Consider the following 10641-nt stretch of genomic DNA (forward strand, 5'->3'; position numbering starts at 1 on the left):
AAAGAGAAGAATTCGGGAGGTGAAGATGGTGGATACGGTGGAGAACCGGCCACAGGCCGTGCAGGCGATGCCGGCGGTCCGGGCGGTGACGTTCGCGGACGTGAAGGCCTCGCTCATCGAGGGACTGTCAGACTTCGCGCAGGCTCCGGCCTTCGGCCTTGCGTTCGGCGCGCTCTATGCAGCGGGCGGTCTCGCCATAGTTGCCTGCGTCTTCTCCTTCGAACTAGGCTATCTCGCCTATCCGCTCTTCGCCGGATCGGTGCTGATCGGGCCGTTCGTGGCGGCCGGGCTCTACGATGTCAGCCGGGAACTCGAGGCGGGCCGCCAGCCCACATGGCAGGGCGTCCTGTCCACCATCTTCGCCCAGCGCCAGCGCGAGCTTGGATGGATGGCGTTCGTCACCATCTTCGCCTTCATCATCTGGATGTATCAGGTGCGGCTGCTGCTCGCGCTGTTCCTCGGCTTCGCCTCCTTCGCCACGCTCAACGACTTCCTGAAGGTGCTGTTCACCACCTCGGACGGCATCGCCTTCCTGGCGGTGGGCCACGTGATCGGTGCGGCGCTGGCGTTGGGGCTCTTCTCCATCACCGTCATCTCCTTCCCGCTGCTCATGGACCGGGATCTCGACGTGGTGACCGCGATGATCACTAGCGTGCAGGCGGTGCTCACCAGCCCTGGTCCGATGATCCTCTGGGGCATCTGCGTCGTGGGGCTGATCGCCATCGGCACGGCGCCGGCCTTCCTCGGGCTGATCTTCGTGCTGCCGGTTCTGGGGCACGCCACGTGGCACCTGTACCGCCGGGCCGTGGCGCCGCTTCCCTGAAACGGCCACGCCGGCGCGAAGGCGCGTTGGCGCACGCTGCCTAGCGCTTCGGCTTGGACGGAGATTTAGGCGCGGCGGCCTTGCGCGCCCGCGCCTTCTTGCTGGCGGTAGCGCTCTCCGTGGCGGACGCGAGCGACGCCTTAGCGGGTTTGGGTGTTGTTGTCTTGGGCGTCGTGCTCTTCGCAGTGGCGGTCTTGGCCGTCGTAATCTTGGCAGCCGCGGCCTTGGCAATCGCGGTCTTGGCAGCCGGTTTCCTGACCCGCGCGGCTTTGCCCGAGGCGGTTTTGACTGCAGCAACTTTGGCCGGCTTCGCTGAGCCCTTGGCCTTCGCCACCTTCGGCTTCACGGACTTGGGTTTCACCGACTTTGCGACTGTCGCTATCCTGGCCGCCTTGGCGACCGTCGTCTTGGCAACGCCCTTGGTCCTCGCCCCCGCTTTTGCCGGGTTGGCATCGGCGGCAGGCACCGGAGCCTGAGCAGCCTTCGCCTGTGCTGCAAGCGCCTTGCTCACCTTGCCCTTGGCGCCTTTGGTTCGGGCGGGCGGCGCAGCGTCCTTCTCCTGCGCCTCATCGGCCGGCGACGGTTTTTCCGGGTCCACGGCAAGCGCCGCTCCGCCCTTCGCGGACTTCGTCTTGGCCGTTTTCGCCTTGCTCGCCTTCGCCTTTGCCGACTTCGGGGCAGCCTTTACCGGCTTCGGCTCCTTCGACGGCTTTCCCTTCGGCGCCTCGGGCTCGGCCTGCTCGGGCGCAGCGTCCGTGCCCTTGGCCACCTTGGCCTTGCCTTCCCGGACCTTGGTTGCCTTCGCTTTCGCCGGCTTCGCCTTGGCGGCGACTCCTTCGGCGGCGCTCGCAGCTTCGGCCTGTGCCTCCTCCCAGCGCCGCGCCATGATGGCGCCGAAGGACAGGATCAGCTCGGAGAGATCCTCCTCCTGAACCGCCGCAGCAGCAGTTTCGACGGAGAACCAGAATCCATAGCGCTGGAACCGTTCCGGCCACTTCTGCAGCAGGCGCTTGACCTTGAGCGGGAACACCAGCACGTCGCAGAGCACCGAGCGGGTGCCGAGGCGCTTCTCGTAGGTGTATGCGCCGAGCGGCTCGCGGGAGACCACGCCGACGAGGCCGGCCTCCTCATAGCATTCGCGGGCGGCCGTCTTTGGAGGCGTCAGTCCCTTGATGGGCCATCCCTTGGGGATCACCCAGCGGCGCGTCTCGCGGGAAGTGATGAGGCGGACCTGCACCTCGCCGTCGCGCCGCACACGGTACGGCAGGGCAGCATATTGCACCCTGCGTCCCGAAGGCCCGCCGGTGACCGCGAGATGGGGCCATTCCGACGAAGGCGCCATGACGATCCAACATCGGCGGTACGTGAAAAACAGACGCAATACACGGGGGACCCGTTCTCCGCCCGCCGACGGTAGAATCGGTCATTATGACTGATCTATCACAAAGCATTCCTGCCAAGAAATCGGCGTGGAACGCGACGGCCTGCCCCTATTGGGGCTCGGCTTCATAGACCAGGACGGTACGGGCCCGCACCTCGATCTCCCCAGCCTCGACCGGCACGGCCATGCGGGCCGAATCCGCCTTCATCATCATGGGCGCCGGCATGATGGGACCACCGCTCTGCCCCTCGGGCTGGATCGACATGATGCGCGTGAGCCGAAGCCCCGCAGCCGCCGCGACGCCCTTCGCCTGCTCGATGGCATCCTTCACGGAGGCGGCGCGCGCTTCGCTTTCCAGACGGTCGGTGTCGGCGAGGGCGAAGGAGAGGCCGGAGGACTGGTTGGCTCCGGACTGCACCACCTTGTCGAGGAGCCCGCCGAGCTTGCCCAGGTCGCGCACCGTGATCCGCACCGAATTGCGCACCTCGAAGCCGATCAGCTTCGGCGTCTCGCGCGACGGCGGCTGCGGATAGGACTGCTGCGGCTGGATGGAGAAGGAGGAGGTGGAGATGTCGTTCGGCGCAATGCCGGCCGCCTTCAGCGCCGCGATCACCTCCGACACCGCCTTGGAATTGGCGGCGAGGGCGTCATCGGCGGTCTTGGCGTTGCTGACGACCCCGGTGGTGAGCACCGCCATATCCGGCGGCGCGGTGCGCTTCGCCTCACCTACCACCGTGATGGTGGCCGCCGCTGCCGCAGGCCCCGCAACGGCAAGCGTTGCGGCCAGGGCTGCCGCGAACACGGCCGCCGTGCTGGCCGCGGCGCGCGGAAGGGAAACGATGCGGGCCGGCGAATGACGCATGGAGGTATCCTCGTTCGGCCCCGGGCGTTCTGTCACCGGGACTTGGACCCGCAGACGACAGCGCGAACACGGCGCCATTGCGGCGAGCCCGCCCCCGTCCCCACCCTAAGGGCACGCGTCTCCCGGCTGGACGGGAATCTGTTGTTCCCGAGAGGCAGGATTGGTAGAGCAGCAGGAACATGCCGCACTTTGGGGGCCTGTAGCTCAATGGTTAGAGCTGACCGCTCATAACGGTTAGGTTGGGGGTTCAAGTCCCTCCGGGCCCACCAAATATTTCAATAACTTGCCGGATAGCGTTTTGCGCGCCGTGCAGATCCGCCAATGAATTCGCCAACGAAACATGCTCGGCATCAGCACCTATTGGCGCTCGGACGACCCCGCCGCCCTCTCTTCGGCATCCACCTTTTCGGCCAGTGGCGACCGGCGGAGGACGCGGGCGCCGTGGCGGAGGAGGATGTAGCGGCCTTCGCGCTGCGTGATGGCGACGATGGCGTTGCCGCATGTCGCCATCACATCGACGATGCGCAGGCCTGCGTCATCCCATTCCTCGACCTTGAAGTCGTGCGACACCTTGTTGCCCACGTCAGTCTCCCAAGGCGTGGCGGCGCCGGCGAAAGCCGGAGGAGGCGTCGGCCTTGACCTGCGACATCTCGCGCTCGAGGTAGGCTTGGCCCACCAGAAGCGCGCGGATGGTCGCGCGGGCGTCGCCATCGCAAGCCGCCAAGGCCTCGTCGATCTCGGTCTCGCTCACGTCAAAAGGGGAGTGTTCGGCGGGCGCGGGCTCGCTCGACATGGCCGTCTCCAATGCTGATCTCCCCCATCGTTGCCACGGGAACGAACGAAGAACAAGCCGCTACATATAGGGGCGGTAAAGGCCGGGCAGCGGGCTGGAGCTGCGCGCGCTATTCCCCCATCGCGCCTATGAAGTGGGACGGCAGGCCATCCCCTTCGCTCGGGGCGGGCGGATTGAAGCTCCGCCTTTCTTTTTCGAGCGCTATTTCCGCGCCGCAAGCCGTGTAGCCGGCCTTGTCGATCCAACTATCCAGGTGCGCGGGGGCGTTCTCAAGCCGCGCCGTTTTCATGAGATCCATCATCAGCGCGACGTCAACCTCATCTAGCGCGGGGACGGAGATTGTGGTGTCCCCTCCGAACCCATCACCATAGCGATTCAGGATGTGCGCATTCCACAGCCGCGCAATCCGCCGGAAATTGTCGGCGGGCCGGCCATAGTTGAGCCCCCGGTCCTTGGTGGCCTCCAACGCCAGATTAAGAAGCCCGTGCTTTGTCATCGCGCGCTCTGCATCGCCGCTCATGCCGCCTCTCCTTCCCAGCTCACCCACCCTTCGCCCTCGGCGCGCTCGGGCGGCGCCTCCACCCGCACATTCCAGCGGCTGGTGATGCCGCGGCGGGGGTGGACGAACCACAAGGGCTGCGACGGTTCGGAGGGAATGGTGCGCAGCGCGAGGCGGGCATATTCGTCGAAGCCCTTGAGGGCGTTGGCGACGATGGCGCGGGGCAGCCAGAGTTCCTGGTGCCAGTGGCCGATGACGAGCACGTCGTAATCGCGCCAGCTCGAGGCCGCCTGCCCGCGCGTCTTCACCTCGCCACGCACGATGGGGCCGATGGCGCCGATGATGCCGTCGCCACCCTTCACGCCCAGCATGTCGCCATGCATGGCGAGATAGCGCTGGCCGAAGACGCGGTAGCGCACTTCGTTGGAGTCGCGGATGTCGAAGCGTATCTGCGGCCGGCCGGCGAAGTGGCGGGCCAGCAGCTCGTAAATGAGCCAGTCATGGTTCTTGAAGATGTAGCGCTTGTATTCCGGCTTGAGGGTGTTGCGCCCATGGTTGCCGGCCGCGCAGGGCACATAGACCTGCCCGAAGGCGGAAATCATCCGCTCGAACGCCCACACCAGGATGTCGCGCGCGCGCAGCACCGCCGGCAGCACGCCTTCCTGGTCGGTCTTGGCAAGTTCGGGGTGGAGCCCCCCGCTCACGATGTCGCCGAGGAGGTTGACGACGATGCCGGGATAGCGCCCGGGCCCGTGGCGGGTGCAGATGCTGATGATGTTCTCGACCAGCGTGCGGATCCGCCGCTCGGCGATTTCGAGATTGTAGGCGTTGATGCCGTTGGTCTCGGCGAGGGCCACCACTTCGGCGAGGTGCCAGTCGGACCAGGTGCATACCGGCACCTCGGCGGTGCTCTCGCCCTTGCGCTGCGTGGCGGGTTTCAACAGCCAGTCCGGCGGCTCCGTGGGCGCGCGGGCGAGGCTGCCGATGATCTCGCGCACCGCCTCCTCATCGAGGGCGGCCCGGTGCGCGGCCTTCAGTTCGGTTCGCAGGCGCCGCACCTCGTCCTCGAGCTGCACGATGCGCCGGCTTTCCGGCGACCCGCCGAGGCGGAAGGCCGAGGCTGGAGCGGTGGACGGCGGCGGCTTGGCAGGGGCGTCAGATGCGGCCCCCTCCCCTGCCCGGTCGCGCACGCGGCGGACGGTGGAGCGCTCGACGCCCATCTCGCGGGCGACCTGCGAGATGTTCGGGTTGCGGGCAAGGGCCAGACGAATGCGCTCCGCCTCGGCCTCGCCGAGGTGGGCGCCGACAGGACGCGGCATGAGCAATACCTTTGGTTTGGCGCCGTTCGCCACGGCTGGCGTTCCGCCTGCCTGCTCGGGCGTGGGCCGCAGCGAAATAAAATCAGGGCCGGCCGAAGAGGCGGGCGAGGCCGGCGAGGAGGTCGGCCCAGAACGTCGTCAGCAGGTACCAGAGGCCAGCGGCGAGGCCGGAGGCGGCGAGGCCCATGAGGCCCACCACAGCCCCCACGCGGGAGCGGAACAACTTGGAGGCCGATGCCTCCGTTTCCAGTGCGGTCACGCGGGCGGGCAAGGGCTTGATGACCGGTTCAAGCTGGCCAAGGCGTTCCGCCATGGCGTCCAGCTTGTCCAGCATCAGCCGGCGGTCCTCGCTGGCGACGTGGCGGTCCTCGCGCATGGTCTCGTCCATCCGCGCGAGGTGGGCGCCCTGGGCCTCCTGCGTGGCGGCGAACGCGCCGAGCTGCTGGTAGACCTGCGCGGAAAGGGAAAGCGGACGCGGCGGCATCGATGGCCATCCCCTCAAGGCGAGACGTGGACCACCCGGCGCGTGCCGTCGGGCGCGATGTCGACATAGGAGCCGCGGGAAACGCCGCCGCCCGAGCCGATGAGGCCGTTGCCGGACGTGACGCAGCCGGCGAGGGCAGCGACGAGAACGAGCCGGAGCGCCGCCCTCACAGCGCACCATCGAGGATCAGCGCGAGGCGGGCGGCATCGGCCTCATGCAAGGCGATGAGGCGGAAGAGACAGGCGGACTTGTCCGCCTCCGAACCCTTGAGCTCGTCGATCTTGAGAAAGAGATCGCGCTTGGGGATCGGCCCCGCGCCCTTCGGCTTGCCCACGACCTTGCGGGCACAGGCGCGGATATCTTCCGGCACCTCGGTCAGGGTGATGCGCGGCTTCGGCGCGGGGGCCGTGGCGAAGCAGCCCGCGAGAGGCAGGGCCGCGGCGAACAGGATGAGAATGCGCAGCATCATCGCCCCCACAGGTTCCGGATGGCTTCACTGGTGACGGGGTCGAGGGAATCGGCCGGCAGCGTCGCCGCCACGGCTTCCGCCGCCTCGGCCCGCGCCGTGGCCGCCTGCAGGTTTTCGGCCGCCTTGCGTGCGTCCGCCTGAAGGCCCTCCACCTTGAGCCGCTCCGAGGTGACTTCCTTGACCAGCGCGCGGTTGGCAGCGAGCAGCGCCTGGCGCTCCTGCGCCGCCCGCATGTTGCCGGCGCCGGCCGCCCACGCCGAGGCATAGATGGCGGCGACGGCCGCCACCAGCACCAGCGCGCGATAGGGCAACAGAGGGAAGCGCTGGTAGACGAGCCCGCCGATGCCCACGACGAACAGCAGGCCGGAGGTCGCGAGGGTGAAGCCGGACGGCAGCCACGAGATGAGCGTGGCGAACATCCCGGAAAAGTCGGGGAGCATGGGACCTCCTCACCCCGCGAAGTTGCGGGGCGGTTCGGATGGGCGTTCGGGAGGGTCGGTCGGATCGTCCGGCGCCGCGTAGGGCGTGCCGGAGCGGGTCGCGAAGATGGCGACGATGTCCTGCGCGGAGGCGAAGCCGAGATAGCCCAGCACCACGGTTGCCATCAGCAGGATCCAGCCCCATGCGATGGTCTCGTTGACCCGCGTGTCCGGTGCCGATTCCAGCATCATGAGGCGCCACGCGGCAAAGCCGATGACGCCGATGGCGACGAGGCGGCGGAAGAACCATTGCGGCTCCCCCGCCGCCCGCTTACGCCTCATTGGTGGAGAGGCGGCCATCGGAGCGCAGCAGCGGCAGATCGCCGCCCGGAAGGGGAAGGCCATCGGGCCAGCGATAGCCGAGCACGCGGTCGCGGCCGAAGGGCTTGATGTTCACGGCGTCACCCTGGTTGCCGCCGAGCACCATGAGATTGCCGTCGGCATCCTTGCCCACGACGAAGCCCACATGGCCGGACCAGCCGGACGGCGAGCCGCGCCAGAACACCACGACGCAGCCGGGCACGGGGCGATTGAGAGGGAGTCCCCACTTGAGGTAGGAGCGCGCCGCGGCGGAGCGGGTGGACTTGACGCCCACCTCCTCGAGCACGCCGCCGACGAAGGCGGCGCACCAGGGCGTCTCGTCATCGCGGAAGTCCGCGAAGATCTTCTGCCACCAGCCGAGGATGGTGGCGTTGTGCCGCGTGCCGGGCACCTCGCGCAGGCCGAGAAACGAGCGCGCGTGGGCGATCCACGGAGTGTCCATGGGGCTGTCCTTCAGGTGATGGAAATGAAAAAGCCGCCCGGAGGCGGCACAGATGCGGGGAGGGGGCGCCTCAGATCAGAGGGTCACGCCGTAAGCAGCAAAGAGCGTGGTCATGCGTGCTTGGACCTGGGCCAACTCGACCGCCGTAAGCGCCTTGTCGTAGACCAGCGCACCGAAGATTTCCGGCGCGGAATACTGGTAGCTCGACCCGACATAACCGCCGAGCACGATGTTGTTGGTGCCGGGGAAGCCGGTGAGCGCGACCGGTGTCCCCACGCCCGTCACCGTCGCGAGCCCCGTCCGACCGCGATAAGCCAGTTTCGAGCAGCCGTCGCCGAGAACGCCCCCGCCACCATTTCGACCTGCGCCCCACGGCAATTCCGGCGGCCAGGGTTGCACCGGAGCTGGTCGCCATCCCGGTGGCCCAGCACAACGCGGCGGCGGCGGACGTCGAGGCGATGTTCTGCGCCACCGTCACCGAGGCGGGTGAACCCGTGTTGGTCCAGTTTCCGATCGGCGCGTGGGCGATGGCGTCAACCGACTTCGTGAAGGCGACAAGGGTCAGTTCCCGTTGGCGCCGGCCACGGTTTGGGCGGTGAAAGGCGCCAAAGCCGCGAGCCGCGCGCAGACGCCTGGAAAGATTTGTCCTTGACCTCCGTGAGCACGGCGCTCGCCGCGGCGCGAGCCGCCCCGCCGGAGAAAGACACCGTGGGGTTGGAATACCCAACGCCGCAATTCGTCACCGAGACGCCGACCACTGCGCCACCGGAAACGACGGCGGTAGCAGCGGCATTGACGCCGCCGCCGGCAATCGAAACGGACGGCGCGGAGGTATACCCGAGCCTCCATTGGTGACAGACACGTAGGCGACGGCGCCAGGGGCCGGCGGGATTGCCGCTCCAGGTGAGGTCTTGCCCGTTGCCGGAATGATCTTCCAGCGGTTACCGGAATAGATCGTCCCGGTGAGGTATCCGGCATAAAGACTGTCGCGATATTCGGGAGAAGGCTGTATTTCCCGAGCCCGGTCCCGGAAAAGTCAGCACCCGGAACCTTCAGGATAAGCGCAGGCATCACGGCACCTCGATTTCGAAAATGGGAGCCCACTTGTGGAGGGGCTTGGAGAGCCGCCCGGATCAAAGACGAGACTGTCGCCCGCGTTGTCGCGGACGTTGCCGCCGCCGATGTGGCGTCTCCGGCCCAGCCGTAGCGCAGCCGCGCGCCGACCGGCACAGTGGCCGCGGCGGTGATCTGGACCGCCGCCGGGCCGGACAGCGCACCGACGAGATGGTGAGCGCAGAACCGCTGCCATCCACCAGTGTAAAGCCCTGATTCGCAAAGCCACCGACCGTCGCGTCCAGCACCAGTCGCCGTCCGGCATCCACATCGAACGAACGATGATGCGGGGCCTGCCGCATCGGCGCGAGGGCGTCAGGGCTTTGGGCTTCTGCCCGTCCCACAGCCAGCGCTTGAGCGTGAGGCGCAGTAAGCCCCGAACCACGCTGACCCGGCCGCGTCGAAATGCACATCCGAAGTTGCCGAGTAGGGCAGGTGGTAAGTCGGGCTCGCAGCGCGATATAGTCGTCTCCGCAAGCCTCCACTGCGGAGGGCGATGGATGGCGTGGAAACGCCGAGCGCGGATGCGTTGCGTCTGGTAGGTGACCAGCGGAAGCGGAGAGGCGAACCCGTCGCTGCTTGTGCGGACGCCTGCGCATCGAGCCGGAGCTGCCGCAGGGCCGCCAGATAGGCGGACTGCGTGGTGCGATCTGATAATCACGTTCGCCCTGCAGCCAGAGCATCGCGCTGACCGCGTAGCTTCGCCGAGGCCGCCGGAGCGGGTCATGCCGTAGGTGATATGGTCTTCGAGCGCGCAAATAGGGCGTCCCGTCCGACAAACTCCGCCATGGATTTGCCGCCGCGCCCGGCGCCTGGCCAAGCAGCGCCTGGCCGGCAGCGACGAGATCGACGTCATCCTCATCCCGCAGCAGCTGCGCGATCATGCGGAGACAGCCGCCAAGCGGCGTTCCGCGAGGCGCCGCCGGATCATATGGCACCACCGCCGTCGTCGATGAACGGGACGAGGAGGCATAGACAACGCAGGATCCAGAGCCCCCGTCGTCAGGCGGCGCCGCCGATAAACCGATAGGCATAATCCAGCGGGTCGTGGTGACGGGCTCGATGGTGTTGTGCCGCGGTCAGGGACTGCCCATAGCTGATGACGTCGCATCTCGGCCAGGGGCGGATGCCGTTCCACTGGGCGCGAGCCTTGCCACCGCCCACGCCTGCCAGCACGCGACCGGATCGCGTTGACGTCGGGGTGATCATCGTATCGGGCGTGATCCGCACCAGGATGTTGCCGCCGCCGTCGACCACCACGGCCGCATTTCTCCGACGGACGTCGTGACCACCTCCGCTAACGGCCGCCCCGCCCGGCCTGTCCCGGATCGTATTGATGTCCGGATGGTTTGATAACCTCGCGGTCACTTCCCCAGGATATTGTTGTCGTCGTCCTCCACCACAAAAGCGATCCACATCCCCGCACAGCGCGCGGCACGGTCCTGGCAGCGCAGCGCGCAGGGAGGATGGCGCGACAAAGCGATCCGAGACGACGCCCGCCACGGCCATCGCTTCGGATGCGGCACCAACCGCAGAGATTGACCCATCCCGCGCCACGCTCCTGCTGTGAGGGCATGGGCCCATAGACGCCAGGGTTGGCCACGCCCGTCCGTCGCTGTCCGGAGATGCGGACGTCCGACCGTATGGGTGCCGAGA

15 protein-coding genes and 1 tRNA gene are annotated in these 10641 nt (G+C 67.6%); 2 read left to right on the top strand and 14 right to left on the bottom strand.

What is annotated here, in order from left to right; translation table 11 throughout:
- Positions 1–25 precede the first annotated feature (25 nt).
- Complete coding sequence (locus tag A37E_RS0124900; RefSeq protein ID WP_029559089.1) at positions 26–823, top strand: DUF2189 domain-containing protein; 798 nt, start codon at positions 26–28, stop codon at positions 821–823.
- 40 nt (positions 824–863) lie between these two features.
- Here A37E_RS0124900 and A37E_RS27735 read toward each other — a convergent pair whose 3' ends face one another.
- Positions 864–2105 (bottom strand): NUDIX hydrolase, encoded by a 1242-nt coding sequence (locus tag A37E_RS27735; protein WP_348550893.1) that lies wholly within the window; start codon positions 2103–2105, stop codon positions 864–866.
- A gap of 208 nt (positions 2106–2313) precedes the next feature.
- Positions 2314–3066 carry an SIMPL domain-containing protein gene (locus A37E_RS0124910; protein ID WP_029559091.1) on the bottom strand — a complete coding sequence of 251 codons (753 nt, stop codon included), beginning with the start codon at positions 3064–3066 and terminating at the stop codon, positions 2314–2316.
- A 193-nt stretch (positions 3067–3259) separates the two neighbouring features.
- Here A37E_RS0124910 and A37E_RS0124915 point away from each other — a divergent pair.
- A tRNA-Ile gene (locus A37E_RS0124915) sits at positions 3260–3335 on the top strand.
- A gap of 88 nt (positions 3336–3423) precedes the next feature.
- On the opposite strand, the gene A37E_RS0124920 is transcribed toward A37E_RS0124915, so the two are convergent.
- The 12 genes from A37E_RS0124920 to A37E_RS27130 form a co-directional block, all read right to left on the bottom strand.
- The gene (locus tag A37E_RS0124920; protein WP_029554746.1) at positions 3424–3648 is read right to left on the bottom strand and encodes a hypothetical protein; all 225 of its coding nucleotides are present in this window, start codon (positions 3646–3648) and stop codon (positions 3424–3426) included.
- A 1-nt stretch (position 3649) separates the two neighbouring features.
- Positions 3650–3859: a hypothetical protein gene (locus A37E_RS0124925; protein ID WP_038193684.1), complete on the bottom strand. Its 210-nt coding sequence runs from the start codon at positions 3857–3859 to the stop codon at positions 3650–3652.
- Positions 3860–3968: 109 nt separating this feature from the next.
- Positions 3969–4379: a DUF6378 domain-containing protein gene (locus A37E_RS25675; protein WP_038192312.1), complete on the bottom strand. Its 411-nt coding sequence runs from the start codon at positions 4377–4379 to the stop codon at positions 3969–3971.
- Positions 4376–5677, bottom strand: coding sequence for a hypothetical protein (locus A37E_RS0124935; protein ID WP_029554748.1), 1302 nt, complete (start codon positions 5675–5677; stop codon positions 4376–4378). Before A37E_RS0124935 ends, A37E_RS25675 begins: the two co-directional genes overlap by 4 nt.
- An 82-nt stretch (positions 5678–5759) precedes the next feature.
- Entirely contained in the window at positions 5760–6161 is a 402-nt protein-coding gene (locus A37E_RS0124940; protein WP_029554749.1) for a hypothetical protein, read from the bottom strand.
- A gap of 14 nt (positions 6162–6175) precedes the next feature.
- Complete coding sequence (locus tag A37E_RS27125; RefSeq protein WP_156026194.1) at positions 6176–6331, bottom strand: hypothetical protein; 156 nt, start codon at positions 6329–6331, stop codon at positions 6176–6178.
- On the bottom strand, positions 6328–6630 hold the full coding sequence (locus tag A37E_RS0124950) for a hypothetical protein (RefSeq protein WP_029554750.1): 303 nt from the start codon (positions 6628–6630) through the stop codon (positions 6328–6330). The genes A37E_RS27125 and A37E_RS0124950 overlap by 4 nt, the downstream gene beginning before the upstream one ends.
- Positions 6627–7070, bottom strand: a complete 444-nt coding sequence (locus A37E_RS0124955) for a hypothetical protein (protein WP_029554751.1) — start codon at positions 7068–7070, stop codon at positions 6627–6629. The genes A37E_RS0124950 and A37E_RS0124955 overlap by 4 nt, the downstream gene beginning before the upstream one ends.
- Positions 7071–7079: 9 nt before the next feature.
- Complete coding sequence (locus tag A37E_RS0124960) at positions 7080–7391, bottom strand: hypothetical protein (RefSeq protein ID WP_051678657.1); 312 nt, start codon at positions 7389–7391, stop codon at positions 7080–7082.
- Positions 7381–7872, bottom strand: coding sequence for a TIGR02594 family protein (locus A37E_RS0124965; RefSeq protein ID WP_029554753.1), 492 nt, complete (start codon positions 7870–7872; stop codon positions 7381–7383). The genes A37E_RS0124960 and A37E_RS0124965 overlap by 11 nt, the downstream gene beginning before the upstream one ends.
- Before the next feature lie 75 nt (positions 7873–7947).
- Positions 7948–8148, bottom strand: coding sequence for a hypothetical protein (locus A37E_RS0124970; RefSeq protein WP_156026421.1), 201 nt, complete (start codon positions 8146–8148; stop codon positions 7948–7950).
- A gap of 1839 nt (positions 8149–9987) precedes the next feature.
- Positions 9988–10245, bottom strand: a complete 258-nt coding sequence (locus tag A37E_RS27130; protein WP_029559094.1) for a hypothetical protein — start codon at positions 10243–10245, stop codon at positions 9988–9990.
- Between the last annotated feature and the right edge of the window lie 396 nt (positions 10246–10641).

This window comes from Xanthobacter sp. 91, from assembly GCF_000702385.1.
Lineage (GTDB): Bacteria > Pseudomonadota > Alphaproteobacteria > Rhizobiales > Xanthobacteraceae > Xanthobacter > Xanthobacter aminoxidans.

What these genes read in the sequence shown, in the direction of transcription:
- A37E_RS0124900 (WP_029559089.1), top strand. Translation starts at nt 26, where the DNA reads ATGGTGGATACGGTGGAGAACCGGCCACAGGCCGTGCAGGCGATGCCG.
- A37E_RS0124910 (WP_029559091.1), bottom strand. Translation starts at nt 3,066, where the DNA reads ATGCGTCATTCGCCGGCCCGCATCGTTTCCCTTCCGCGCGCCGCGGCC.
- A37E_RS0124925 (WP_038193684.1), bottom strand. Translation starts at nt 3,859, where the DNA reads ATGTCGAGCGAGCCCGCGCCCGCCGAACACTCCCCTTTTGACGTGAGC.
- A37E_RS25675 (WP_038192312.1), bottom strand. Translation starts at nt 4,379, where the DNA reads ATGAGCGGCGATGCAGAGCGCGCGATGACAAAGCACGGGCTTCTTAAT.
- A37E_RS0124935 (WP_029554748.1), bottom strand. Translation starts at nt 5,677, where the DNA reads ATGCCGCGTCCTGTCGGCGCCCACCTCGGCGAGGCCGAGGCGGAGCGC.
- A37E_RS0124940 (WP_029554749.1), bottom strand. Translation starts at nt 6,161, where the DNA reads ATGCCGCCGCGTCCGCTTTCCCTTTCCGCGCAGGTCTACCAGCAGCTC.
- A37E_RS0124950 (WP_029554750.1), bottom strand. Translation starts at nt 6,630, where the DNA reads ATGATGCTGCGCATTCTCATCCTGTTCGCCGCGGCCCTGCCTCTCGCG.
- A37E_RS0124955 (WP_029554751.1), bottom strand. Translation starts at nt 7,070, where the DNA reads ATGCTCCCCGACTTTTCCGGGATGTTCGCCACGCTCATCTCGTGGCTG.
- A37E_RS0124960 (WP_051678657.1), bottom strand. Translation starts at nt 7,391, where the DNA reads ATGAGGCGTAAGCGGGCGGCGGGGGAGCCGCAATGGTTCTTCCGCCGC.
- A37E_RS0124965 (WP_029554753.1), bottom strand. Translation starts at nt 7,872, where the DNA reads ATGGACACTCCGTGGATCGCCCACGCGCGCTCGTTTCTCGGCCTGCGC.